Consider the following 23995-nt stretch of genomic DNA (forward strand, 5'->3'; position numbering starts at 1 on the left):
CGGCCGGGCCACCCCGGGACTCCCGTCCGCCGGGCGGGGCCCGGGGCGACGCCTGCCCACATCTGTCCGATTGGTCTTTTTTCTCACGCTATTTCGTCACGCCAAGAGAGGTGGTCTGCGCTCGTGGGCGACAAACACGTCGTGCGGTTCGAGCCCGTCGGCATCGAGATCGAGGTCGACGAGGACCAGAACATCCTCCGCGCCGCGGCCGAGCAGGGCGTCCAGCTCATGCACGGCTGCAAGGAGGGCCAGTGCTCGGCCTGCAAGTCCTTCGTGCTCGAGGGCGAGGACATCGAGTACGACAGCTACTCGACCTTCGCGCTCCCGGACTACGAGAAGGAGGAGGGCTCGACCCTGCTCTGCCGGGCACACGCCTACGAGGACCTGGTCATCGAGCTCCTCAACTACGACGAGGAGATCATCCGCTCCGGCCTGCCCCTCACCAAGGGCGTGGTCGAGGTCGTGTCGGTCGAGGCCGTCACCCACGACATGCGGCACCTGACCGTCAAGCTGGTCGAGCCGTCGGAGATCAAGTTCTTCCCCGGGCAGTACATGGACCTCGTCTGCCCCGGGACCGGGGAGAGCCGTTCGTTCTCCATGGCCAACACCCCCAACCGGGACGGCACCTACGAGTTCGTCATCAAGGTCTACCCGGGTGGGCTGTTCGGGACCTGGCTCGACGAGAAGGCCGCTCCCGGTGACCGGCTCGACGTCGAGGCGCCCTTCGGCACCTTCACCCTCCGCCAGAACCGCAGCTCGCCGATCGTCTTCGTCGGCGGTGGCGCCGGCATGGCGCCGGTACTGGGCCTGCTGCGGGCGATGGCCGAGGGCGGCGTCGAACGACGGGCCACCTTCTACTACGGCGCGCGCACCGCGGCCGATCTCTGCTTCGAGAAGGAGATCGCCGAACTGGCGCCCCAGCTGGGCGGCTTCCGGTACGTACCCGCCCTGTCCGACGTCGACGGCGACGGCGGGGACTGGGCCGGCGAGACCGGCCTGATCACAGAGGTGGTCAGGCGGAACGAATCCGATCTGAAGGGAGCGGATGCCTACGTCTGCGGTCCCCCGCCGATGGTCGACGCGGCGATCGCGACGCTGACCCAGCTGGGTGTGAGTGAGACCAACATCTTCTACGACAAGTTCACCACGACCGGTGAGCAAGAAGGCGAGGACGGACAGCAATGACTCAGTCCCCCACCACGCAGGACACGTCGTCCGGTTCGCAGCGCAGCGTTCCCAAGCCCGTCTTCACCGACGCGGAGGCCGGGGCGCGGGAGTTCCCCGACTCGAGCTCGAGCGCGCGCCGCTACAACTACTACGCGCCCGCCAAGCGCAAGCAGACGCTCTACGAGGACACCACCGTCGAGGTCCAGCCGGACCCGCGGCACTACCTCGCGCAGGGCTGGATCTACGGCTTCGCCAACGGCGAGGGCGGCTACCCGCTGCACTGGACCAAGCTCAAGGCCTGGGGCGTCGACGAGCCCGAGCCGCAGCGCGGGATCGGCACCGGCGGCATGCACGTGAAGAACTGGCCGGCGCACGGCTGGCACGAGTTCCGCGACCCGAACGAGGAGTGGGAGCAGAGCCTCTACCGGTACAACGCGAACGTCGTCCGGCAGCTCACCCAGAACATCGAGAACGCCCGCAACGCGAAGGCGTTCGAGCTGTGGAACTCGAACTGGATCCGGTTCGTCGAGCGCAACGTCGGCGCCTGGATGCACATCGAGCACATCCTCGGCCTCTACGTCTTCGCGTCCAACGAGCGGTCCGCGCCGACCAACATGCACAACACGGCGCTCGCGGCGAACTCCACCCGCAAGATCCGCTTCGCCCAGGACCTCGCGCTCTACAACCTGACGCTCTCCGAGGAGATCGACGGGTTCGACGGCGCCGCCCACCTCGACGCGTGGGACAACGCGCCGGAGTGGCAGGGCGCCCGCAGGTTCACCGAGGCCCTCACCGCGGTCCAGGACGACTGGGGCGAGGCCGTCTTCGCGGCCAACTGCGTCTTCGAGCCGCTGGTCGGTGAGCTGTTCCGGTCGAACCTGGTCATGCAGTCCGCCGCCACCAACGGCGACTACGTGACCCCGACGGTCATGGGTGCCGGCGAGTACGACTACGCCCAGCGCGACCTGCGCTGGTCGATCGCCTGCTTCGCGCCGCTCACCCAGGACCGCGAGTTCGCCGAGCACAACCGCTCGCTGATGAGCGGCTGGCTGCGGACCTACGTCCCGCAGGCGCTCGAGGCCGCCCGGACCATGCAGCCGATGTGGTCCCAGTCGGACTCGAAGCCCCCGACGTTCGAGGACTCCCTCGACCGCGCCAAGAACCGGTTCGCCGGGATCTGCAGCGATCTCGGTCTCGACGTCCCCGAGGAGCTGAAGCAGTGACGAGCACCAGTCCGTTCAAGCAGGACAGCACCGCGTCGAACATGTGCGGCTTCACGCTGATGAACAACCAGATCGGCGCGGTCATCGCGACCGTCCTGGACCGTCAGGACAACGTGACCGTGCAGCACCTGCCGTCGATGATCCGCGTCGACGGCCGGGGCAAGTTCGAGCTCGACTACGTCGCGATGGACGAGGAGGCCGGCCAGGAGGAGGGCTGGTTCGACGCCGCCCAGTTCGAGGAGAACATGTCCACCCACTACGGGCGGATGGTCCACCTCGACGACAAGACGATCATGTTCGCCAATCCCGAGGACGCCGCCGAGTACATCGACTTCGACCTGAAGCCGCTCTAGGGACCCGCTCCTCACCCGGATCGCACCGCCCGGGACGACGACCCGTCCCCGGCCCACCACGGCCGGCGACGGCCCGGGCGGTGCGCTCCACCCGCGCAGCGCGCCTCCGCGGCGCACGGCTGCGCACGTTGATCCACACCCGCGCACCTGGACCGACTCTTTCTCCGGGAGGACCCACCATGGCCAAGGAACTCCGCTTCGGCGCCGAGGGCCGTCATCTGCTGCAGGCCGGCGTCGACCAGCTGGCCGAAGCCGTCAAGAGCACGCTCGGCCCGAAGGGCCGCAACGTCATCCTGGAGAAGATCACGGGCTCGCCCGAGGTCACGAACGACGGCGTCACGATCGCCCGCGAGATCCACCTGCGCGACCCCTTCGAGAACATGGGCGCCCAGCTGGTCAAGGAAGCGGCGGTCAAGACCAACGACACGGTCGGTGACGGCACCACGACCGCGACCGTCATCGCCCAGGCCATCGTCAAGCAGGGCATGAGCGCCATCGAGCGCGGTGGCAACCCGGTGCTGGTCAAGCGGGGCATCGACATCGCGGTCAACGCGCTGGTCGACCGCCTGCAGACGGTGTCGCACCCGGTCAGCACCGAGGAGGACTACGCCCGCGTCGCCTCCATCTCGGCCAACGACGACTACACGATCGGCCGGGTCGTCGCGAAGGCGCTGCACACCGTCGGCGACGACGGCGTCGTCACCGTCGACGACACCCCGCTGCCGGGGGTCTCGGTGGACTTCGTCGAGGACTTCGAGTTCGACAACGGGTACGTCTCGCCCTACATGGTGACCAACCCCGGCACGCTCGAGGCGATCGTCGACGACCCCTACATCCTGTTCACCGCCCACAAGATCAAGGACGTCCAGCAGATCATGCCGGTGCTGGACCGGATCATGCGCAACGACCGGCGCCCGCTCGTCATCGTCGCGGAGACGGTCGAGGGCACCGCCCTGCAGATGCTGGTCCACAACCACGTCAACGGGCACTTCCAGGCCGTCGCGATCAAGGCGCCCGGCTTCGGTGAGAAGCGCATCCACCTGCTGGAGGACATGGCCGCGCTCTGCGGCGGGCAGGTGCACTCCAAGAGCTCCTCGTTCTCGCTCGAGCAGATCGACGTCGAGCACCTCGGGCGCGCCGTGCAGGTGCAGGTCACCAGCGAGGGCACCACGATCATCGGCGGGCACGGCGACAAGCAGAAGCTGGAGTACCGGCTGTCGCAGCTGCGCGCCGAGCTGGCCCGCGCCACGATCGGCACCGACGAGGACTTCTTCTCCGACCGCATCGCCCGGCTGTCCGGCAAGGCCGCGATCATCTCGGTCGGTGCGCCGACCAACGCCGAGGCCCGCGAGATCCGGCACCGGGTGGACGACTCGCTGCAGGCGACCCGGGCCGCGGTGGCCGAGGGCATCGTCGCCGGTGGCGGCTCGGCGCTGCTGCACGCCGAGCCCGCGCTCGACGAGCTGGACGTGACCGGGGACTACCGGATCGGCGTCGAGATCGTCCGGCACGCGCTCACCGAGCCCGTGCACCTCATCGCCTCCAACGCCGGCTACGACGGCGACGAGGTGGTCAAGCAGGTCACGACCATGGGCGTCGACGAGGGCTTCGACGCCCTGGAGGGCCGCTTCGGGGACATGGTCGAGATGGGCATCATCGACCCGCTGCGGGTCGTGCGCTCCGCACTGCAGAACGGCGCCTCGGTCGCCGGGCTGATCCTCACCACCAACTCGCTGGTGGCCGAGGAGGTCACGCCCTGGAACAAGGCGCTCATGACCGAGTTCGGCCAGCTCGACGAGGGCATCCCGCAGCCCAGCCCGGACTCGAGCACGCCCCAGTCGATGGGGCTCGGCCCGTCGGTCGGATAGGTACCGGCCCGTCCGGTCGGAGGAACAGTGGGAAGCGGCCCGGCACGCGCTGCGTGTGCCGGGCCGCTCCGCGACAGTGGAGAGGTGGTCGTCGTGGACCGGTGCTGCGGAGCGCCCCGGGGGCGTGGTGGTCTCCCGGCGGTCGTCGACGCCCAGGTGCACGGCTGGGACGGCCGGCCGCACAACCAGGCGGGCCCGGCGGGGGAGCAGTTCGTCGCCGACCTGCTGCACCGCCACCGGATGGTCGACCCGTCGCCGCGCCCGCTGTCCGCGGACGCGTTCGAGCTGGTCACGCCGCAGGCGCTGGCCGCGCACGTGCTCTCCGCGGTGGACCGCGCGGTGCTCGTCCCGGCCGGCTTCGAGGACCTGTTCGTGCTCGGGTTCGCCGCACCGGCCTGGCACGCCGAGCTCGCCGCCGAGCACCCCGGGCGGCTCGCGCTGGCGGGTGAGCTCGACCCCGCCGACCGGGCCCGCGCCCGCGGCATCGGGGCCCGGGTCGGCCGCGACGGTCTGCGCGCGCTGACCGTGCTGCCCGCCCGTCGTCCGGAGACCGCGCTGTCGCTGCGGGCGCCGTGGCTGCGCCGCACCCTGATCCGGGCCGAGCAGGCCGGCGCCGGGGTGGTCCACATCGGGATCGCGCCGACCGCGCGACCGTCGCGCGCGGCACCGGACTGGGCGCACGCGGGCGTCGTCGCCGAGGGCGACGCCGTGCCGCGGCCCCGGTGGCCGGAGTGGGCCGAGCCGGTCCGCGCCGGGTCCGCGCTCCCGGTCCGGGTGCGCAGCGCCGGACCGCTGCCGGCCGGTGCCGTCGACGTCACCGAGGTCGCCGCGCTGGCCACGGCCCTGCCCAAGATCCGGTTCGTGGTCGGCGCCGCCTGCGCCCCGACCGCGTCGCTGGTCCGGCTGGCCCGCCTGCCCAACGTCTACGTGCTGCTCACCGACCTGCTGATCGCGTTGCGCCGGCACCGGGTGCCCGCCGCCGAGGCGCTCGGCGAGCTGCTGGCCGCCTACGGCCCGGACCGGCTGATGTTCGGCAGTGGCTACCCGCTGGTGCGTCCGGCGCGCCTGATCCGAGACCTCATGACCTTCCGCTACCCCGACGAGCTGCGCGGACGGTTCCCCGAGCTCGACGACGACGTCCGCGCCGCCCTGCTCGGCGGCACCGCGGCACGGGTCCACGGGTTCGACCTCGGCTGCGCCACGGGCCGCACCGCCCGCCCACGCCGTAGGGGTGTGTTGAGCCCCACCTGAATGCAGCAGAGGCAATCCTAAGTCGATGTCCTAGCATTCCGCCGGACGAGCGGAAGGAACGGACATGGGACTCACCCGGCGACAGATGCTCCTCGGGACGCTGGCGGCGGCCGGTGGCGCCGCGCTGGCCGGCTGCGGCGGTGGCGGCGGGCAGGCGGGCGGCCCGGCCCCGGAGGGGACGGCGGCCGAGGGCTTCCCGGTCACCCTGGACCACCGGTTCGGCAGGACGACGGTCCCGGGGCCGCCGCAGCGCGTCGTGAGCATCGGGTACAGCGACCACGACACCGTCCTCGCGCTCGGGGTGCCGGTGGTCGGCGTCCGCTACTGGTACGGCGACGAGAAGCAGGCCGTGCAGCCGTGGGCGACGGCGGCGGCGCAGCAGACCGGCTCGCAGCCGACCGTGCTGAACATGAGCTCGCCGGAGCCGGAGAAGATCGCCGCGCTGCGCCCGGACCTGATCGTCGCGGTCTACTCCGACCTGGACCAGCAGAGCTACGACCAGATCAGCGCGATCGCGCCGATCGTCGCCGCGCCGGCCGAGTACAACGACTACGGCGTCCCCTGGCAGGACACGACCCGCATCATCGGGCGGGCCCTCGGCCGGTCCGGGCAGGCGGACGAGCTGGTCACCGGCCTCGAGGCCCGCTTCAGCACGGCGCGCGAGGCGAACCCGCAGTGGGCGGGCAAGCAGGTCGCCGTCGCCACCTACGGCGCGGACACGCTCTCGGTGTTCGCCTCGCAGGACCCGCGGGCCCGGTTCTTCACCTCACTCGGGTTCGCCGTCCCGCCCCGCTACGACGAGCTCGCCGGTGAGAAGTTCTACGCCGACATCAGCTTCGAGCAGGCCACCGAGCTGGACAAGGACCTCCTCGTGTGGGACCAGCTGTCCTTCACTCCCGGCGGGCGCGCGACCGTGGAGAAGAACCCGCTGGTCACCCGGCTCGCGGCGACCCGGGAGGGCCGGAACGTCCTCCTGGAGGGCGCGACGGAGAACGCCTTCGGCTGGCAGACGGTGCTGAGCCTGCCCGCCGCGCTCGACGGCGTCGTGCCGATGGTGGAGAAGGCGCTGCCCCGGACCTGACCGACCTACTGGCGCGGGACCGCCCGCGGGCGCACCCTCGGGGGATGACGACGACCGAGGGCACGCCCGGCTACCTGCGCGGCCACCTGGCGCCGGTGGCCGACGAGATCACCGTGCGGGACCTGCCGGTGACCGGGGCGCTGCCCCCGGAGCTGTGCGGGCGGTACCTGCGCAACGGGCCGAACCCGCTGCCCGGGGAGGACCCCGGGCACTGGTTCGCCGGGCACGGGATGCTGCACGGCGTCCGGCTCCGCGACGGGCGCGCGGAGTGGTACCGCAACCGCTGGGTGCGCACCCGGCAGCTCGAGGGGCACCCCTTCGTGCGCCCGGAGGGCACCTTCGACCTGACCGCGGTGCCGGCGAACACGCACGTCGTCGAGCACGCGGGACGGATCCTCGCGCTGGTGGAGAACGGGCTGCCCCACGTCGTCACCCCGCAGCTGGACACGGTCGGCGCGGAGGACTTCGGCGGGCGGCTCACCACCGCCATGACCGCGCACCCGAAGACCGACCCGCAGACCGGGGACCTGCACTTCTTCGGCTACGGCATGGTGCCGCCGTACCTGACCTACCACCGGCTCTCCGCGTCCGGCGAGCTCGTGACCAGCGCGGAGATCGCCGTCGGCGGGCCGACGATGATGCACGACTTCGCCGTCACCGACCGGCACGCGGTGTTCCTGGACCTGCCGATGGCGTTCAGCATCGAGGCCGCGATGCGCGGCGGGATGCCGTTCGGCTGGGACGACGGCTACGGCGCGCGCCTCGGTGTGATGCCGCTCGACCGCCCGGGCGAGGTGCGCTGGTTCGAGGTCGACCCCTGCTACGTCTTCCACGTCGCGAACGCCTGCACCGACGAGCGGGGCCGCGTCGTGGTCGACGGGGCCCGCTACACCCCGGCGGACGTGGCGGTCGTGTGGCCGTCGCTGGGCGGGGACCCCGCGGGGCCCGCGGCGACGGCCGCCGCCACCGGGCGGGCGACCCTGCACCGGTGGACGCTCGACCCGGCCGACGGCTCGGTCACCGAGACCGCGCTGTCGGACACCGGCTGCGAGTTCCCGACCGTCGACGACGCCCGCGTCGGCCGCCCCTACCGCTACACCTACGCCGTCGCCGACCACGGCCGCGGCGGCGACGCCCGGTCCGCGGTGCTGCGCCACGACCGCGCCCGCGACGAGCTCGTCGAGCACGACCTCGGCCGCGACGTCGTCGCCGGCGAGGCGGTGTTCGTGCCGTCGGGCGACCCGGACCGGGCCGAGGACGACGGCTGGCTGCTGTCGATCACCACGAGCCGGGACGGGGCGGCCTCGGAGCTGCTGGTGCTCGACGCGCGGGACGTCGCGGGCGAGCCGGTGGCCCGGGTGGGGCTGCCGCGCGGGGTGCCCACCGGGTTCCACGGCTCCTGGCTCGCCGACGCGCCCGCCTGAGCGTCTGCGACGGTGGGCGCGTGCCGTCCCGATCGCTGCGCTCCCCGTCGTTCCTGGTGCTCCTGGCGGCCACCGCCCTCGGCTTCGGCGGCTACGCCCTGTTGCTGCCGGTCGTGCCGTTGTGGGTGGCCCGCGGTGGGGCCGGGGAGTTCGGCGCGGGCCTGACGACCGGTGTGCTCATGGCCGTCACCGTCGGGACCCAGCTGCTGGTGCCCGCGATGCTCCGGCGGGTCGGGCACCGGCCCGTGCTCGTGACCGGGTCCCTGCTGCTCGGTCTCCCGACCCCGCTGCTCGCGCTCACCGCGGAGCTCGGCCCGGTGCTCGCGGTCTCCGCGGTGCGGGGGGTCGGGTTCGGCATGGCGACGGTCGCGGGCAGCGCCCTGGTGGCGGAGCTGGTGGAGCCCTCGGCGCACGGACGTGCCTCGGCCCGGTACGGCTACGCCGTCGGCCTGCCGCAGCTGCTGTTCCTGCCGGCCGGGGTGGCGGTCGTCGACGTCCTGGGCTTCGCGGGGGTGTTCCTGGTCGCCGGGATCACGCCGGCGGTCGGGGCGGTGGTGGTCGCGTTCGTGCGGGGGCCGGCGCGGACGTCCCGCCCGCGCCGCGTCCCGGCGGTGGTGCGGGCGCGCGACGGCGCCGGTGCGGCGACCGGTCTCGGCGCCGGTCCGGCCGCCGGGCCCGGGCCCGGTGCGCACCCGCGGGAGCGGCGCCGCCGGCTCCCGGCCGCGCCCGTGCTCGCGATGCTGGTCTGCTCCACCGCGCAGGGCGGTGTGATCACCTTCGCCCCGCTCGCCGCCCCCGGCGCCCGGCTCGCGGTCCCGGCGGCGCTGTTCGCGACGGCGCTCGGCGCGCTGCTCGGCCGCGGCGTCGCGGGCACGCTCACCGACCGCAGCGGGCGTCCGGGGGCGCTGCTGCCCGTCGGGACCCTGTGCGCGGCGGTGGGGCTGTGCGGCGTGCTCGCCGCACCGTTCACGCCCGCGGCGCTGGTGGCGGGGGCTGCGGTCGTCGGCGCCGGGTTCGGGCTGGTGCAGAACGACGCGATGGTCGCGCTGTTCGCCGTCGCGGGTCCGCTGCACTACGGCGCGGCCAGCGCCGCATGGAACATCGCCTACGACGCCGGGACCGGCCTCGGCGCGACCGGGCTCGGCGCGATCGCCGAGCCCTTCGGGTTCGCCGCCGCCTTCGGGGCGGCCGCGGTCGCCCTGCTCCTGCTGACCCCCGCCGTCCGCCGCCGCGCGACCTGACGCGGCGCACCCGCACCTCCGCCGAGATGCAGCTCAGCGGGAATCGTGGATCTCCCCGGCCCGCTGAGGTGCATCTCGGTGCGGGAACGGGCCGCGTCGTGCGTCGAGGGGCGGGGTCAGGATCCGTTGCGGATCCATTCCTCCAGGTGGGGTGCCTCGTCGCCGATCTTCGTGGAGTCGCCGTGGCCGGTGCGGACCTGCGTGTCGCCGGGCAGCGGGAGCAGGGTGGTGCGGATGGACTCGATGATCGTGTCGAAGCTGGAGTAGGAGCGTCCGGTGGCGCCGGGTCCGCCCTGGAACAGGGTGTCGCCGGTGAAGACGATGCCGAGCTCGGGGGCGTAGAGGCAGGACGAGCCGGGCGAGTGGCCGGGGGTCTGCAGCACCCGCAGGTCGATCCCGCCCGCGGTGAGGACCTGGCCGTCGGCGAGTTCCTGGTCGGGCTTGCGGTCGGGCCAGGTCATGTCCCAGAGGACCATCTCGGCCGGGTTGAGCAGGATCGGCGCGGAGAACCGGTCGGCGAGGGCGGGTGCCTGGTTGACGTGGTCGTCGTGGGCGTGGGTGCACACGACGGCTGTGACGGTGCGGTCGCCGACGGCGGCGGCGATGGCGTCGGCGTCGTGGGCGGCGTCGATGACGATGACCTCGCGGTCGTCGCCGACGATCCACACGTTGTTGTCGACGTCGAAGGAACCGCCGTCGAGGTTGAAGGTGCCGGAGGTGACGACGTGGTCGACCGGGGCCATCAGAGGATCACCACCGAGCGGAGGACCTCACCGGCGTGCATCTTCTCGAAGGCCTGCTCGACGCCGTCGATCCCGATCTCCTCGGTGACGAACTTGTCGAGCGGGAAGCGGCCCTGCAGGAACAGGTCCACATACATCGGGAAGTCGCGGCTGGGCAGGCAGTCGCCGTACCAGGAGGACTTCAGCGCCCCGCCGCGGCCGAAGTAGTCGATCAGCGGGATCTCCGGTGCCTGCAGGTCCGGGGTCGGGACGCCGACCAGGACCACGGTGCCGGCGAGGTCGCGGGCGTAGAACGCCTGCTTGTAGGTCTCGGGGCGCCCGACGGCCTCGATGACGACGTCGGCGCCGTTGCCGTCGGTCACGCTCTGGATGAACTCGACCGGGTCGGTCTCCTTGGCGTTGACGGTGTGGGTCGCGCCGAACTCCTCGGCCCACTTCAGCTTCCGCGGATCGGTGTCGACGGCGATGATCGTCGTCGCGCCGGCGAGCTTCGCCCCGGCGATGGCGGCGTCACCGACGCCGCCGCAGCCGATGACGGCCATGGAGTCGCCGCGGCCGATCTGGCCGGTGTTGACCGCGGCGCCCAGCCCGGCCATGACGCCGCAGCCGAGCAGGCCCGCGACCTTGGCGGGGGCATCGGGGTTGACCTTGGTGCACTGTCCGGAGTGGACGAGGGTCTTCTCGATGAACGCGCCGATCCCGAGTGCGGGGGAGAGCTCGGTGCCGTCCTCGAGGGTCATCTTCTGGGTGGCGTTGTGGGTGTCGAAGCAGTACTGGGGCTTGCCCTTCTTGCAGGCCCGGCACTGGCCGCAGACGGCGCGCCAGTTGAGGACGACGTAGTCGCCGGGTGCGACGTCGGTGACGCCGTCGCCGACGGACTCGACGATGCCGGCGGCCTCGTGGCCGAGCAGGAAGGGGAACTCGTCGTTGATGCCGCCGAGCTTGTAGTGCAGGTCGGTGTGGCAGACCCCGCAGGCCTGGATCCTCACCACGGCCTCACCGGGACCGGGGTCGGGCACGATGATCGTCTCGACGGTGACCGGCTCACCCTTGGCGCGGGCCACGACGCCGCGTACCTGCTGTGCCATTGCTCGTACTCCACTCGTCATCGACGCCGTCAGCCCGGGACATGCTCGGATGGCGACTCTGGCATGGGTGACCGGACGCTGCCAGGTCGACTCCGGCCCTGCAACAGGTGTTTCGGCATGTGGGGGAACGGGGCGGCCTCGGAGGTCGATGTCGCCGTCGTCGAAGCCGGGGCCCTCGGCCGGGGGCCGGGCACACCGGTCGAACACGTGACGACCGGGACGAGTTCCCACCCCACGCCGTCGCCGGATCGCCTACGGTCGGGGACCGTGACGACTGCGCCACCGCCGACGACCGTTCCCGCCCTCGCGCTCGGCGCCGTGGCAGGGAAGGGGCGTCCCGGTGGCTCGCGCATCGCCTGCCCGCTGCCCGACGGCGGCCTGCTCGACGTCGGCTCGCTGGCCACCGCGCAGCGCGGCCCGTACCCGGACCTGCTGACCGCGCCGGACCTGACCCGGCTGCTGGACGCCGGCGCCCCGGCCTGGCGCGAGGTCGTCGAGTGGCTGCGCGGCTGGCGCGAGGACCACGAGCGGGCCGCCGCGTACCGCCTGCCCGACGAGGGACTGGTCCCGGTGCTGCCCTTCGCCGTCGCCGACTACGTCGACTTCTACGCCTGCGAGCAGCACGCCCGGAACGCCGGACTGATCTTCCGTCCGGACGCCGAGGACCCGCTCACCCCGAACTGGCGGCGGATTCCGCTCGGGTACCACGGCCGATCCGGCACGGTCCGGGTCACCGGCACCCCGGTCGCACGCCCGTCGGGGCAGCGCGGGCCCGACGACTTCGGTCCCTGCGCCAAGCTCGACTTCGAGGCCGAGCTCGGCTTCGTCCTCGGCGGGCCGGTCCCGGGGCCGGTCGGGATCGACGACGCCGCCGACCACGTCCTCGGCGTCGTGCTGCTCAACGACTGGTCCGCGCGCGACATCCAGTTCTTCGAGTCCCGCCCGCTCGGCCCGCACCTGGGCAAGTCCTTCGCGACGTCGATCTCCGCGTGGGTGACACCGCTCGACGAGCTGTCCGCGGCCCGGGTCCCGCTGCCCGCGCACGACCCCGCGCCGCTGCCCTACCTCACCCCGGGCGAGCCCGCGCTCGGCCTCGACCTCGACCTCGCCGTGCGCGTCAACGGCGAGCTGGTCGCGTCCCCGCCCGCGCGGGACCTGTACTGGTCCCCGGAGCAGATGGTGGCCCACCTGACCTCGGGCGGCGCCGGGCTGCGCGCCGGTGACCTGCTCGGCTCGGGCACCGTCTCCGGTCCGGAGCGCAGCGGGTTCGGCTCGATGCTGGAGCTGTCCTGGAACGGCCGCGACCCGGTCGCGCTCGCCGGTGGCGCCACGCGCACCTGGCTGGAGGACGGCGACGAGGTCGTGATGACCGCGACCGCACCCGCCCGCGACGGCGGCCGGATCGCCCTCGGCGAGGTCCGCGGCCGGATCCGGGGCGCCTGAGGGCCGGAGCCGACCGGGCGGCGCCCGGGGTGCTCAGGGGCGCAGGGGCATCAGCGGCTCGGGGACGCCGAGCGCGTTCAGGATCAGCGCCGGCACCTCCTGCTTGCCGCTGCCGTCGACGGCGATGACCACGTAGACGGTGCGGCAGTCGCAGGTGACGATGCGCTCGCCCGCGTCGTCGAGGGCGCGGACCTGGAAGTCGAGCGCGAAGCTGGTCCGGCCGATCCGCGCCGTCGACACCGCGACGACGACGTCCTCGCCCCACCCGACCCCGGCCCGCCAGTCGAGCTCGGTGTGGACGAGCTGGACGTCGTAGCCGGCGTCGAGCATCGCCCGGTAGGTGAGGCCGCGGGACTCGAGGAACTCGGTCATCGCCTCGTCGAACCAGGCCAGGTACCAGGCGTTGAAGACGACGCCCTGGGCGTCGACCTCGTGGTAGCGCACCCGGACCGGGAACTCGAAGCTCGCCATGGCCCGATGCTACGACCGCCCGGCGCCGCTCACCCCTCCTGCCGGTCGGGACCCGGCCCGGAGTCGACGCGCTCGCGGATGGCCCGGTTGACCGCCCGCCCGAACGCCGCGACGACGCCCTGCACGGTGATCGGCTTGAGCCGGGAGAAGGCGGCGGCGAGCCGTCGTCGCTCGTCGGCGGGGCGGCCGCGGTCCCGGTAGGGCTGCAGGACCTCGTCCTGGAACAGCGTCATCAGGTCCTCGGCGAGCGCGGCGGTGTGCCGCTCGATGAGGTCGTGCGAACGCTTCCACAGCTCGGGGGGCAGGCCGGAGTCCAGTGCCTCCAGCGCCGAGCCGAGCGCGACCGCCCCGTGCAGCCGGACGGTCGCCGGGCCGTCGCCGGGCAGCCGGGTCAGGGCACCGAGCCGTTCGAGGGTGGTGACGTCGTCGTCGGACAGGCGGCGGCCGGCGCGCCGGTCGAGCCCGGCCCGGTCCAGCTCCTCGTCGACCTCGGGCAGCCAGGGCGTGAGCAGCGCGCGTTGCAGGGCCAGCTCCTCCGGCGCGGTCTCCAGCGGCACCCGTTCCAGCTGCCGTTCGATCGCGGCGAGGGTGAAGCCCAGCCCGGTGAGCTCGCCGATCAGCTCCAGCCGGGCGCGGTGCGCGGCGTCGTAGAGACCGGTGCGGCCGCGCAGCCGGGGTGCGGGGATGAGCCCCTTGCTCGCGTAGAAGCGGATGGTGCGCACCGACATCCCGGTCCGCTCGGCGAGCTGGTCGACGGTGAGGAGATCCCCGTCGTCGGGGGTCGGGCTCCCCGCGGAGCTGTCGATGGCGGCGGACATGGCGAGCAGGTTACGGGTCGCCCGCTCGGTATGACAGTCCCGGTGTGACATCATCCGTGTCACATGAACGGCGGTCCGTCTTGACCCATGTGACAGTGCTGCTGTAACAAAAGCTACCAGCAAGTAGGGGCAGTGCCGCCGGTACCGCCCCGGTGCCGACCACCCCACGAGAGGTTCGGATGAGCGAGATTCCCGAGGCCTACATCTACGACGCGATCCGTACACCGCGCGGACGGGGCAAGGCCTCCGGTTCGCTGCACGAGGTCAAGCCGATCTCGCTGGTGACCGGCCTGATCGACGCGGTCCGCGAACGTCACCCGGACCTGGACACCACCACCATCGACGACCTCGTGCTGGGTGTCGTCTCGCCGGTCGGCGACCAGGGCGGCGACATCGCCAAGACCGCCGCGATCGCGTCCGGGCTGCCCGACACCGTCGCCGGTGTGCAGCTCAACCGCTTCTGCGCCTCCGGCCTGGAGGCCGTGAACACCGCCGCGCAGAAGGTCCGCTCCGGCATGGAGGAGCTCGTCCTCGCCGGTGGCGTCGAGGGCATGAGCCGGGTGCCGATGGGCTCCGACGGCGGCGCCTGGGCGATGGACCCCGACACCGCCTACGCGACCGGCTTCGTGCCCCAGGGCATCGGCGCCGACCTCATCGCGACGCTCGAGGGCTGGTCCCGCACCGACGTCGACACCTTCGCCATCGAGTCGCAGACCCGGGCCGCCAAGGCGTGGGCCGACGGCCGCTTCGCGAACTCGGTCATCCCGGTCAAGGACCGCAACGGCCTGACCGTCCTCGACCGCGACGAGCACATCCGTGCCGGCGCGACCGTCGAGGCGCTCGGCGGACTCACGCCGTCCTTCGAGATGATGGGCCGCGACGGCGGGTTCGACGCCGTGGCGCTGCAGAAGTACCACTGGGTCGAGAAGATCGACCACGTCCACCACGCGGGCAACAGCTCCGGCATCGTCGACGGCGCCGCGCTCACCCTGATCGGCACCGAGGCCGCGGGCACGGCCAACGGCCTGACCCCGCGCGCCCGCATCGTCGCCACCGCGCTGTCCGGCGCCGACCCGACGATCATGCTGACCGGTCCGGCGCCCGCCGCCCGCAAGGCGCTGGCCAAGGCCGGGCTGTCGGTCGGCGACATCGACCTGTTCGAGATCAACGAGGCCTTCGCGGCCGTCGCCCTGCGCTTCATGCGCGACATGGACATCTCGCACGAGATCACCAACGTCAACGGCGGCGCCATCGCGATGGGCCACCCGCTCGGCGCCACCGGCGCGATGATCCTCGGCACGCTGGTCGACGAGCTGGAGCGTCGTGACCTGCGCCGCGGTCTGGCCACGCTGTGCGTGGGCGGCGGCATGGGCATCGCCACCATCGTCGAGCGCGTCTGAAAGGGACTGGATCAGTGACTGAGCAGAAGGCCGTCCGTTGGGACGCCGACGCCGACGGCATCGCCGTCGTCACCCTCGACGACCCGGGCAGCAGCGCCAACACGATGAACGACGCCTACCGCGTGTCCATGCGCGAGGTCGTCGACGACCTGGAGAAGAACAAGGACGACATCGTCGGTGTCGTCGTCACCTCGGCGAAGAAGACCTTCTTCGCCGGCGGCAACCTGGAGCAGCTCTCGGCCGCCGGCCCGGACGACGCCGGGAAGATCGTCGAGCTGGTCACCGAGGTCAAGGCCCAGCTGCGCAAGCTGGAGACCTTCGGCCGCCCGGTCGCCTCCGCGCTGGTCGGCACCGCGCTCGGTGGCGGCCTGGAGATCGCGCTGGCCACCCACCACCGGGTCGGCGTCGACGCGAAGGGCGTCGTCTACGGCCTGCCCGAGGTCACCCTGGGCCTGCTGCCCGGGGGCGGCGGGGTCACCCGGATCACCCGCATGCTGGGCATCGCGAACGGCTTCATGAACGTCCTCGCGCAGGGCCAGCGGCACAAGCCGGCCAAGGCGCTGGAGCTCGGCCTGGTCGACGAGCTCGCGGCCACCCGCGAGGAGGCCTTCGACAAGGCGCGCGCCTGGGTGCTCGCCCACCCCGAGCACACCACCCAGCCCTGGGACCGGCCGAAGTACCGGATCCCCGGCGGCACCCCGTCGAGCCCGTCGCTGGCCTCGATCCTCCCGGCGTTCCCGGCGAACCTGCGCAAGCAGCTCAAGGGCGCGCCGATGCCGGCGCCGCGCAACATCCTCGCCGCGGCCGTCGAGGGCAGCCAGGTCGACTTCGAGACCGCGCAGAAGATCGAGGGCCGCTACTTCGCGGAGCTCGTGACCGGCCAGGTCTCGAAGAACATGACCAAGGCGTTCTTCTTCGACCTCAACGCGATCAACGGCGGCAAGTCCCGCCCGAGCGCCCCGGAGAAGTGGCAGCCCACCAAGGTCGCGGTGCTCGGCGCCGGGATGATGGGCGCGGGCATCGCCTACGTCTGCGCGCTGTCCGGCTGGGACGTCGTCCTCAAGGACGTGTCGAAGGAGGCCGCGGAGAAGGGCAAGGCCTACTCCCGGAACCTGGTCGAGAAGGGCGTCAAGCGCGGCAAGACCACGCAGGAGAAGGGCGACGCGCTGCTCGGCCGGATCCTGCCGACCGACGACTACGCCGACCTCGCCGGGTGCGACGTCGTCATCGAGGCCGTCTTCGAGTCCGTCGAGCTGAAGCAGGAGGTCTTCCGCGAGGCCGCCAAGCACATCAAGCCGGATGCGCTGCTGTGCTCGAACACCTCGACGCTGCCCATCACCGAGCTGGCCAAGGGCGTCGACCGCCCGGACGACTTCATCGGCCTGCACTTCTTCTCGCCGGTCGACAAGATGCCGCTGGTCGAGATCATCAAGGGTGAGCGGACGAACGACGAGGCCCTGGCCAAGGCGTTCGACCTCACGCTCGGGATCCGGAAGACCCCGATCGTGGTCAACGACTCCCGCGGCTTCTTCACCAGCCGGGTGATCGGCACCTTCATCAACGAGGGCGTCGCGATGATCGCCGAGGGCATCGACCCGCAGACGATCGAGCAGGCGTCCTCGCAGGCCGGCTACCCGGCCCCGGTGCTGCAGCTGATGGACGAGCTGACCCTGACGCTGCCCCGCAAGATCCGTGAGGAGACCCGCAAGGGCGTCGAGGCCGCGGGCGGCACCTGGACCCCGCACCCGTCCGACGCGGTGATCGACCGGATGGTCGACGAGTTCGACCGCAAGGGGAAGAGCACCGGTGCCGGGTTCTACTCCTACGCCGACGGCAAGCGGGACGGTCTCTGGCCGGGTCTGCGCGAGCAGTTCGGCGCGACGAACCACGACGTCGACCTGCACGAGCTGTCCGAGCGCATGCTGATCATCGAGTCGATCGAGACCGTGAAGTGCGTCGACGAGGGCGTGCTCACCACCGTCGCCGACGCGAACATCGGCTCGATCTTCGGCATCGGCTTCCCGGCCTGGACCGGCGGTGTGCTGCAGTACATCGACGGCTACCCCGGTGGCCCGGCCGGCTTCGTGGCCCGCGCCGACGAGCTCAAGGCGAAGTACGGCGAGCGCTTCGAGGTCCCGCAGTCGCTGCGTGACCGCGCGGCGAAGGGGGAGTCGGCCACCGCGGCCGCCTGATCCCGCCCGACACGGACCCCCGCCGGCCCCGGCCGGCGGGGGTCCGCGCGTTCCGGCCCCGGCCGGCGGGGCACGGTGGGTCTGATCCTCGGGCACCATGGTGTGCGTGACGCAGTGGGTGTTCGACATCGTGGACCGGCTCGGCGCCGCCGGCATCGGGTTGCTGATCTTCCTGGAGAACGTGGTCCCGCCGATCCCGTCGGAGGTGATCCTCCCGCTGGGTGGCTTCCGCGCCTCGACCGGCGCGATGAGCCCCGTCGGCGTCTGGGCGGCGGCCACGATGGGTGCCGTCGCCGGTGCGCTGGTGCTCTACGCGCTGGGGCACTGGCTCGGCTTCGAGCGGGTGCACCGGCTCTGCGGCCGCCGCTGGTTCGTCGTCTCCAGCCAGAAGGACCTGGAGAAGGGGCTGGCGCTGTTCGAGCGCTGGGGGAACTGGTTCGTCCTCGGCGGACGCTGCATCCCGATCGTGCGCAGCCTCATCTCGATCCCGGCCGGGATCGCCCGGATGCCGCTGCTGCGGTTCACCGCGCTGTCCGCGCTCGGCAGCGGCGTCTGGAACGCGCTGTTCGTCTACCTCGGATTCGTGCTCGGCGAGCGCTGGGAGGTCATCGAGGTCTACGTGTCGCCGATCAGCAAGGTCGTCGCCGTGCTCGGCGCGGCGGTGATCGTGTGGCTGGTCGTGCGCAAGCTCCGCCAGCGCCGCCACCGCGACGCCGGGGTGTCGACCAGGACCGGCTGAACGCGCCGAGCCGACGCCCGGCTGCGCCGGGCGGGTGATCACGACAGCCCTGCGTACCGGTCCCGCCACGGGCCGTACCGCCGTGCCACCGCCGGGCCGTGGGCCCGCGCCGCTGTGCGAACCTGATCGTCACGCACGGGCGGCGACGAGCGGTGGAGGTGGTCGGGTGCGCCTGGTCGGGATCCACCACACCCACCCGTCGGGGGCGGTCGCGCTGCGCGGAGCCGACCTCGACGTCGACCCGGCCGTGCCGACCGTCGTGCGGGGAGGCAACGGGGCGGGCAAGTCCACGCTGCTGCGGATCGCCGCCGGTGCGCTCGCCCCGACCGCGGGCGAGGTCGAGGACGTCCCCGAGGTCGTCGGCTACCTGCCCGACCGGTTCCCGGCCGCCCGCAAGCTGACCCCGCGACGCTGGCTCGACCACATCGCCCGGGTGCGCGGCATCGACATCGACGACGCCGCCGACCGCGCCGAGGTGCTGCTGACCGAGCTCGGGTACGACGGCGACGACGACGAGCCGATGGCCGACCTGTCCACCGGCAACGCCCGCAAGGTCGGGCTGGTGCAGGCGCTGGCCTGCGAGCCCGGCGTGCTCGTGCTCGACGAACCGTGGAACGGTCTCGACGACGACGCCGCGGACGCCCTGACCCGGCTGCTCTCCGCCCGCGCCGCCCCGACCCTGCTGACCGACCACACCGGTACCGCGGCCGGCTTGCCCGGCGCCCGCCTGCACCGGCTGCGCGAGGGCCGGATCGCGACCGCCTCCGATCCGGACTCCGTGCCGTTGCCGACCGCGCCGCCGCCCGGGGCGATGATGCGCCTGGACATGGCCTGTGCGGGAGACCCCCGCCCGCTGCTGGAACGGGTGCTGCCGCCCGCCCGCGTCGAGGGCGCGGCGCCGGGCCGGTTCACCGTGCGGGTCCCCGCCCCCGAGAGCGACGCCTGGCTGGCGGCCGCGCTCGCCGCGGGCTGCGCGGTCCGCTCGGTGCGGCCGGTCCGCCCGGCCCCCGGGGAGGGCGGCCGGTGAGGCGGCGGGTGCGCTCGGCGTTCGCCGTGGCGATGCTGCTGGGCGAGGACGTCGGCCGCACCGAACGTTTCGTCGCGCCGCTGGTGCTCTACGCCGGGGCGCTGGCCGTGCTGTTCGGCGGCGCGCCCGGCCCGCTGCCCGCGCCGTGGGCGGCCAGCGCGCTGCTGCTCTACCCGGTCGGGGCCTGGCTGGCGCACGCGCTGGCCGAGTCCGAGGACGACGACGCCCGCACCGTCACCCTGTCCGCCGCGGGCGGCCCCTGGCCGGTCGCGGCCGGCGTGCTGATCGCCGCGACGGCGGGCGTGGCGCTGCTCGGGCTGCTCGCCGTGGTGTGGGGCGTGGTCGCGGCCTGGGGGACGGCGACGACCGGGAGCCTGCTCGACGGGCTGCTCGCCCACCTGGCCTGCGGGATCACCGGCGCCGCGGTGGGGTCGGTGTTCTCCCGGCCGGTGGTCCGCAACGAGGGTGTCGCGCTGATCGGTGCGCTGGTCGTGCTCGTGGTGACCGGGACGCAGTCGTGGCTGCCACCGGTCGGGACCGCGGCCGCGGTCCTGGGGAGCGGGCGGCTCGGGGTGGGCCCGTTCGGCGACCTGGTCGTCGCGCTGCTGGTGGCGGTGGCGGCGACGGCGCTGGTGGTCCGGGTCGAGCAGGGCGGCGGGTTGCGCGATCTGGGTGCACGTCTCGGCCGGCTCGCCGGCCGCCTGCGCCGCTGATCCGTCCCGGCCCGCCCGGCCGTCCCGCCCCGGCCGGGCCCGTTCACGGGCCGGTCAGCGGATCAGGCCCGCGACCCGGCCGAGGCGCTCGACGGTGCCGGCGAACAGGGCGTCGCGGGCGTCGACGGCGTTGTCGAACTGGCCGAACAGCTCGAAGGAGAGGTGCCCGAACAGGCCGGTCCACGCGGTGAGGGCGGCGAGCACGGCCCCGTCGGACAGGTCCGGGAGGTCCAGCGCGGCGCGGACCCGGGCGGCGTCGGCGGCGAGCGCGGGGTCCGGGTCGGGCGCCTCGGGGAGGGTGCCCGCGGCGTGCGCGGCGCCCAGGGCGCGGGCGAGCGGTTCCAGGACGCGCGCCGCGGCCGGGACGGTGTCGGTCGGCGCGCGGTAGCCGGGCACGGGGGAGCCGTAGATCAACGCGTACTCGTGCGGACGGGCCAGCGCCCAGCCCCGCACGGCGTGCGCGACGGCCCGCCAGTGCTCCGCCGGGCCGGTGCCGGGGTCGGCCGCGGCGAGGGCGTCGGCGAGCCCGTCGTAGCTCTGCACGATCAGGGCGGTGAGCAGGTCGTCGCGGGTGGGGAAGTAGCGGTGCAACGCCGAGGACACCATCCCGATCTCACGGGACACCGCACGCATGGACAGCGCGGCCGCGCCGGTCTCGGCCAGCTGCCGCCGGGCCGCCGCGGTGATCTCGGCGACGAGCTCGGCGCGGGCCCGCTCACGGGCGGTGCGGGAGGCGTTCACCGGAACACCGTAGAGCACTGCTCTCGGAACGGCTGCGGGTCAGCGCGGATACAGCGGGCCCGTGTCGGCGAGGGTCGTCTCCCAGTCCGGCATGGGGTCACCGCCGAGCGCGGCGCGGAGCCGGTCGAGATACCAGTGCCAGCCCGGGCCCGCGTCGGCGGGCGAGAGGCCCTCCGGCAGGGCCTGCGCGAAGTGCAGCACCGTGGTGGTGCCGTCGGAGGTGAGCTCGACCGACAGCTCCCACGGCGGGCCGGTATCCCCGCCGATCTCCACCTGCAGCCGGTGCGGCGGCTCGCAGACGACGATCCGGGCGTCCGACGGCGGGCCGCCGCCGTCCTCGTCGCTGGTCATGCTCAGCACCACCACTCCGCCGGGGCGTGCATCGCCGGTCCAGTGCGCGAACCACCGCGCGCACCGGTCCGGGTCGGTGACGGCGGCCCAGACGTCCTCGACCGGCGCGGTGAACTCGCGCCGGAACGCGAGCACCCGCCGACCGTCGGGGCTCTCGGACACGGTCCCGGGCTCGCTCATGGTGTGGTCCTCCTGGTCGTCGTGTGTCCCGGCGCCGGGCGGCGCCCGCGGGCGACCTCGGTGTCCAGCGCGTCCAGGCGCTGGGACCAGAAGCCACGCAGGCGGGACAGCCATGCGTCGGCGTCGGCGGGGCCGGTCGGGTCCACCGCGTAGAAGCGGCGGGTGCCCTGCGGGCGCACCGTGGCGAACCCGTTCTCGCGCAGCACCCTGAGCTGCTGGGACACGGCGGGCTGGGAGATCCCGAACTCGGCGCGGACGACCTCGGTGACCTGCCCCGCGGTGCGCTCCCCATCGGCCAGCAGCTCGAGGATCCGGCGTCGGACCGGGTCGCCCAGCACGTCGAACGCATGCACGGTCCGAGCTTATATAAGTGAGACCGGAAATTGAAGCCCTGCTGGACGGGTCGGCTCATCGCCGCTATGGTTCATTACATGAGTAACGAACCACTGCACTACGGCACCGGGAGGTCGCCGTGATCGACGACGGACGCCCGCTGTTCGCACAGATCGCGGAGGACATCGCGTCCGCCGTGGTGGACGGGACCTATCCGGAGGAGACCCAGGTGCCGTCCAGCAACGAGCTCGCCGCCTTCCACCGGATCAACCCGGCCACCGCGGCGAAGGGGCTCAACCAGCTGGTCGCGCAGGGCGTGCTCTACAAGAGACGGGGGATCGGCATGTTCGTCGCCGAGGGGGCGCGGCCCCGGCTGCTGGAGAGCCGCCGCGAGGACTTCGCCCGGCAGTACATCGCTCCGCTGGTCACCGAGGCCCGCAAGCTCGGCATCGACCCCGAGCAGCTCAAGAAGATGATCGACGTCTGGGGGGACGACCGATGAGCACCGACGTGATCGCGATGCACGGCGTCACGAAGCGCTACGGCGACGTGACCGCGCTCGACGACGTGACGTTCGCGCTGGAGGAGAACCGCATCCACGGGCTGCTCGGCCGCAACGGCGCCGGCAAGACCACCGCGATGCAGATCCTCACCGCACAGAACTTCGCGACCTCCGGGCGCGCCGAGATCTTCGGCGAGCAGCCCTACGAGAACGCCCGGGTGCTCGCCCGCACCTGCTTCATCCGCGAGTCGCTGAAGTACCCGGACGAGTACCGGGTCCACCACGCGCTCCGGGCCGCCGCGAGCGTGTACCCGCAGTGGGACCAGGCCTTCGCCGACCGGCTCGTCGGGGAGTTCGGGCTGCCCGTCGACCGTGGCTGCAAGAAGCTCTCCCGCGGCCAGCAGTCCGCGGTCGGGGTGATCATCGGGCTGGCCTCGCGGGCCCCGCTGACCTTCTTCGACGAGCCCTACCTGGGCCTCGACGCCGTCGCCCGCCAGATGTTCTACGACCACCTGCTCGCCGACTTCGCCGAGCACCCGCGCACCGTCGTGCTCTCGACGCACCTGATCGACGAGGTCTCCGACCTGATCGAGCACGTCGTCCTGATCGACCGGGGCCGCGTGCTCATCGACGAGGAGGCCGAGGCGCTGCGCGGCCGGGCCGTCACCGTCTCCGGGCCCGCCGAGTCGGTCGAGCGGTTCGCCCACGGCCACACCGAGCTGCACCGGGAGCGCCTCGGCGGCTTCCTGCGCGTCACCCTCGCCGGTGTCGCACCGACCCGCACCGATCCCGCCGAGCCGAACCTGCAGTTCGAGCCGGTCTCGCTGCAGCAGCTCGTCGTCCGTACGACCCAGCTGAACGCGGCGCCGGGCGCCGGCGTCGCCCAGGAGGTCCTGTCATGACCACCGTCACCGCCGACCGCAGCCCGGTCGAGAGCACGCCGGCCCGCGTCCGCGCCGCGATCCGGATGGGCACGGTCAACTGGGGCCGCCGGTTCGGGATGGCCTGGCTGATCCTCGGGGTCGTCTTCGTGCTGCACCAGACCGTGTGGTGGGTGGTGCGCAGCAACGGCGGCGAGGAGCCGACCGGCTACACGGGTGCGCTGACCTCGTTCTTCTTCATCCTGGCCAGCACCTATCTCGCGCTGATGACCCAGGTGATGCCGTTCGCGCTGAGCCTGGGCATCACGCGACGGCACTTCTACCTCGGCACCGTCCTGCTGGTCGCCGCCGAGACCCTCGTCAGCGCGATCGGGCTCAGCGTGCTGCTGGCCGTCGAGCAGGCCACCGACGGCTGGGGCCTGCGGGTCCAGTTCTTCGAGATGGGCTTCATGGGCCAGTCGAACCCGGTCACCCAGGTGCTCGCGTACTGGGTGCCGCTGCTGACGATCTCCCTGGTGTTCGTGCTCTTCGGCGCGGTGTTCCGGCGCTGGGGACAGCTCGGGGTCTGGGGCGCGGCCCTGGTGCCCGTGGTGCTGGTCGCGGCCGGGGTGATGGTCCTGACCTGGCAGGACGCCTGGGGGGCGTTCGGCCGGTTCTTCGTCGAGACGCCGACGTGGGCGCTGCTCGCCGGCTATCCGCTGATCCTCGCCGCGGTCGCGGCGGGGGCGGGGTACCTGGTGCTGCGCCGCGCGACTCCCTGACGGA

Annotated in this window: 24 protein-coding genes; 17 read left to right on the forward strand and 7 right to left on the reverse strand. The window is 72.9% G+C overall.

All coding sequences use genetic code 11. The annotated features are described in order from the left end of the window. The first annotated feature begins 123 nt into the window (after positions 1–123). From WHI96_RS22135 to WHI96_RS22170, 8 genes are all read left to right on the forward strand, one after another. On the forward strand, positions 124–1185 hold the full coding sequence (locus tag WHI96_RS22135) for an FAD-binding oxidoreductase (protein WP_345654940.1): 1062 nt from the start codon (positions 124–126) through the stop codon (positions 1183–1185). Beyond that, positions 1182–2390, forward strand: a complete 1209-nt coding sequence (locus WHI96_RS22140; protein WP_345654942.1) for a ferritin family protein — start codon at positions 1182–1184, stop codon at positions 2388–2390. Before WHI96_RS22135 ends, WHI96_RS22140 begins: the two co-directional genes overlap by 4 nt. Beyond that, on the forward strand, positions 2387–2743 hold the full coding sequence (mimD, locus tag WHI96_RS22145; RefSeq protein WP_349302437.1) for a propane 2-monooxygenase effector subunit MimD: 357 nt from the start codon (positions 2387–2389) through the stop codon (positions 2741–2743). The genes WHI96_RS22140 and mimD overlap by 4 nt, the downstream gene beginning before the upstream one ends. Positions 2744–2922: 179 nt before the next feature. Continuing rightward, a complete protein-coding gene (groL, locus tag WHI96_RS22150) occupies positions 2923–4611 on the forward strand; it encodes a chaperonin GroEL (RefSeq protein WP_345654945.1) in 1689 nt (562 codons plus the stop codon). Between the two features lie 93 nt (positions 4612–4704). Next, positions 4705–5862 carry an amidohydrolase family protein gene (locus WHI96_RS22155; protein WP_345654948.1) on the forward strand — a complete coding sequence of 386 codons (1158 nt, stop codon included), beginning with the start codon at positions 4705–4707 and terminating at the stop codon, positions 5860–5862. A gap of 64 nt (positions 5863–5926) precedes the next feature. Then, positions 5927–6943, forward strand: a complete 1017-nt coding sequence (locus WHI96_RS22160) for an iron-siderophore ABC transporter substrate-binding protein (RefSeq protein ID WP_345654951.1) — start codon at positions 5927–5929, stop codon at positions 6941–6943. Positions 6944–6987: 44 nt separating this feature from the next. Further along, positions 6988–8367 carry a carotenoid oxygenase family protein gene (locus tag WHI96_RS22165; RefSeq protein ID WP_345654954.1) on the forward strand — a complete coding sequence of 460 codons (1380 nt, stop codon included), beginning with the start codon at positions 6988–6990 and terminating at the stop codon, positions 8365–8367. Between the two features lie 20 nt (positions 8368–8387). Next, the gene (locus WHI96_RS22170) at positions 8388–9608 is read left to right on the forward strand and encodes an MFS transporter (protein WP_345654957.1); all 1221 of its coding nucleotides are present in this window, start codon (positions 8388–8390) and stop codon (positions 9606–9608) included. A gap of 116 nt (positions 9609–9724) precedes the next feature. On the opposite strand, the gene WHI96_RS22175 is transcribed toward WHI96_RS22170, so the two are convergent. Both WHI96_RS22175 and WHI96_RS22180 read right to left on the reverse strand, forming a co-directional pair. Continuing rightward, on the reverse strand, positions 9725–10351 hold the full coding sequence (locus tag WHI96_RS22175) for an MBL fold metallo-hydrolase (protein ID WP_345654960.1): 627 nt from the start codon (positions 10349–10351) through the stop codon (positions 9725–9727). Then, positions 10351–11439, reverse strand: coding sequence for an S-(hydroxymethyl)mycothiol dehydrogenase (locus tag WHI96_RS22180; protein ID WP_345654963.1), 1089 nt, complete (start codon positions 11437–11439; stop codon positions 10351–10353). The genes WHI96_RS22175 and WHI96_RS22180 overlap by 1 nt, the downstream gene beginning before the upstream one ends. Positions 11440–11706: 267 nt before the next feature. On the opposite strand from WHI96_RS22180, the gene WHI96_RS22185 reads away from it, so the two are divergent. After that, entirely contained in the window at positions 11707–12882 is a 1176-nt protein-coding gene (locus WHI96_RS22185) for a fumarylacetoacetate hydrolase family protein (protein WP_345654965.1), read from the forward strand. A 33-nt stretch (positions 12883–12915) separates the two neighbouring features. On the opposite strand, the gene WHI96_RS22190 is transcribed toward WHI96_RS22185, so the two are convergent. Both WHI96_RS22190 and WHI96_RS22195 read right to left on the reverse strand, forming a co-directional pair. Beyond that, positions 12916–13353: an acyl-CoA thioesterase gene (locus WHI96_RS22190; protein WP_345654968.1), complete on the reverse strand. Its 438-nt coding sequence runs from the start codon at positions 13351–13353 to the stop codon at positions 12916–12918. Between the two features lie 29 nt (positions 13354–13382). Further along, positions 13383–14171, reverse strand: a complete 789-nt coding sequence (locus tag WHI96_RS22195) for a MerR family transcriptional regulator (RefSeq protein ID WP_345654971.1) — start codon at positions 14169–14171, stop codon at positions 13383–13385. A 179-nt stretch (positions 14172–14350) separates the two neighbouring features. On the opposite strand from WHI96_RS22195, the gene WHI96_RS22200 reads away from it, so the two are divergent. The 5 genes from WHI96_RS22200 to WHI96_RS22220 all read left to right on the forward strand — a co-directional run bounded on the left by WHI96_RS22200 (position 14351) and on the right by WHI96_RS22220 (position 20242). Next, positions 14351–15571: an acetyl-CoA C-acetyltransferase gene (locus WHI96_RS22200; RefSeq protein ID WP_345654974.1), complete on the forward strand. Its 1221-nt coding sequence runs from the start codon at positions 14351–14353 to the stop codon at positions 15569–15571. 14 nt (positions 15572–15585) lie between these two features. Continuing rightward, a complete protein-coding gene (locus WHI96_RS22205; protein ID WP_345654977.1) occupies positions 15586–17763 on the forward strand; it encodes a 3-hydroxyacyl-CoA dehydrogenase NAD-binding domain-containing protein in 2178 nt (725 codons plus the stop codon). A 106-nt stretch (positions 17764–17869) separates the two neighbouring features. Continuing rightward, positions 17870–18502 (forward strand): DedA family protein, encoded by a 633-nt coding sequence (locus tag WHI96_RS22210; protein WP_345654979.1) that lies wholly within the window; start codon positions 17870–17872, stop codon positions 18500–18502. A gap of 166 nt (positions 18503–18668) precedes the next feature. Continuing rightward, positions 18669–19529, forward strand: coding sequence for an ATP-binding cassette domain-containing protein (locus WHI96_RS22215; RefSeq protein WP_345654982.1), 861 nt, complete (start codon positions 18669–18671; stop codon positions 19527–19529). Continuing rightward, positions 19526–20242: a hypothetical protein gene (locus WHI96_RS22220; protein ID WP_345654985.1), complete on the forward strand. Its 717-nt coding sequence runs from the start codon at positions 19526–19528 to the stop codon at positions 20240–20242. Before WHI96_RS22215 ends, WHI96_RS22220 begins: the two co-directional genes overlap by 4 nt. Before the next feature lie 54 nt (positions 20243–20296). Here WHI96_RS22220 and WHI96_RS22225 read toward each other — a convergent pair whose 3' ends face one another. Genes WHI96_RS22225 through WHI96_RS22235 form a run of 3 tightly spaced genes read right to left on the reverse strand, consistent with a single transcriptional unit; the run spans position 20297 to position 21867 of the window. Continuing rightward, entirely contained in the window at positions 20297–20983 is a 687-nt protein-coding gene (locus tag WHI96_RS22225; RefSeq protein ID WP_345654988.1) for a TetR/AcrR family transcriptional regulator, read from the reverse strand. A gap of 39 nt (positions 20984–21022) precedes the next feature. Beyond that, positions 21023–21514 (reverse strand): SRPBCC family protein, encoded by a 492-nt coding sequence (locus WHI96_RS22230; protein WP_345654991.1) that lies wholly within the window; start codon positions 21512–21514, stop codon positions 21023–21025. Continuing rightward, positions 21511–21867 (reverse strand): ArsR/SmtB family transcription factor, encoded by a 357-nt coding sequence (locus WHI96_RS22235; protein WP_345654994.1) that lies wholly within the window; start codon positions 21865–21867, stop codon positions 21511–21513. Before WHI96_RS22235 ends, WHI96_RS22230 begins: the two co-directional genes overlap by 4 nt. 122 nt (positions 21868–21989) lie before the next feature. Here WHI96_RS22235 and WHI96_RS22240 point away from each other — a divergent pair, with 122 nt between their 5' ends. From WHI96_RS22240 to WHI96_RS22250, 3 genes are read left to right on the forward strand one after another with little or no spacing between them, the layout of a single operon-like run. After that, positions 21990–22349 carry a GntR family transcriptional regulator gene (locus WHI96_RS22240; RefSeq protein WP_345655049.1) on the forward strand — a complete coding sequence of 120 codons (360 nt, stop codon included), beginning with the start codon at positions 21990–21992 and terminating at the stop codon, positions 22347–22349. Beyond that, on the forward strand, positions 22346–23251 hold the full coding sequence (locus WHI96_RS22245; protein WP_345654996.1) for an ABC transporter ATP-binding protein: 906 nt from the start codon (positions 22346–22348) through the stop codon (positions 23249–23251). The genes WHI96_RS22240 and WHI96_RS22245 overlap by 4 nt, the downstream gene beginning before the upstream one ends. After that, complete coding sequence (locus tag WHI96_RS22250) at positions 23248–23991, forward strand: hypothetical protein (protein WP_345654999.1); 744 nt, start codon at positions 23248–23250, stop codon at positions 23989–23991. Before WHI96_RS22245 ends, WHI96_RS22250 begins: the two co-directional genes overlap by 4 nt. Positions 23992–23995 lie beyond the last annotated feature (4 nt).

It is taken from the genome of Pseudonocardia tropica (assembly GCF_040105315.1).
GTDB lineage: Bacteria > Actinomycetota > Actinomycetes > Mycobacteriales > Pseudonocardiaceae > Pseudonocardia > Pseudonocardia alni.

Excerpts from the sequence above, each read along its gene's own strand:
- WHI96_RS22160 (WP_345654951.1), top strand. The coding sequence starts at position 5,927 with ATGGGACTCACCCGGCGACAGATGCTCCTCGGGACGCTGGCGGCGGCC.
- WHI96_RS22250 (WP_345654999.1), top strand. The coding sequence starts at position 23,248 with ATGACCACCGTCACCGCCGACCGCAGCCCGGTCGAGAGCACGCCGGCC.
- WHI96_RS22245 (WP_345654996.1), top strand. The coding sequence starts at position 22,346 with ATGAGCACCGACGTGATCGCGATGCACGGCGTCACGAAGCGCTACGGC.
- WHI96_RS22175 (WP_345654960.1), bottom strand. The coding sequence starts at position 10,351 with ATGGCCCCGGTCGACCACGTCGTCACCTCCGGCACCTTCAACCTCGAC.
- WHI96_RS22165 (WP_345654954.1), top strand. The coding sequence starts at position 6,988 with ATGACGACGACCGAGGGCACGCCCGGCTACCTGCGCGGCCACCTGGCG.
- WHI96_RS22140 (WP_345654942.1), top strand. The coding sequence starts at position 1,182 with ATGACTCAGTCCCCCACCACGCAGGACACGTCGTCCGGTTCGCAGCGC.
- groL (WP_345654945.1), top strand. The coding sequence starts at position 2,923 with ATGGCCAAGGAACTCCGCTTCGGCGCCGAGGGCCGTCATCTGCTGCAG.
- WHI96_RS22230 (WP_345654991.1), bottom strand. The coding sequence starts at position 21,514 with ATGAGCGAGCCCGGGACCGTGTCCGAGAGCCCCGACGGTCGGCGGGTG.
- WHI96_RS22190 (WP_345654968.1), bottom strand. The coding sequence starts at position 13,353 with ATGGCGAGCTTCGAGTTCCCGGTCCGGGTGCGCTACCACGAGGTCGAC.
- WHI96_RS22180 (WP_345654963.1), bottom strand. The coding sequence starts at position 11,439 with ATGGCACAGCAGGTACGCGGCGTCGTGGCCCGCGCCAAGGGTGAGCCG.
- WHI96_RS22195 (WP_345654971.1), bottom strand. The coding sequence starts at position 14,171 with ATGTCCGCCGCCATCGACAGCTCCGCGGGGAGCCCGACCCCCGACGAC.
- WHI96_RS22200 (WP_345654974.1), top strand. The coding sequence starts at position 14,351 with ATGAGCGAGATTCCCGAGGCCTACATCTACGACGCGATCCGTACACCG.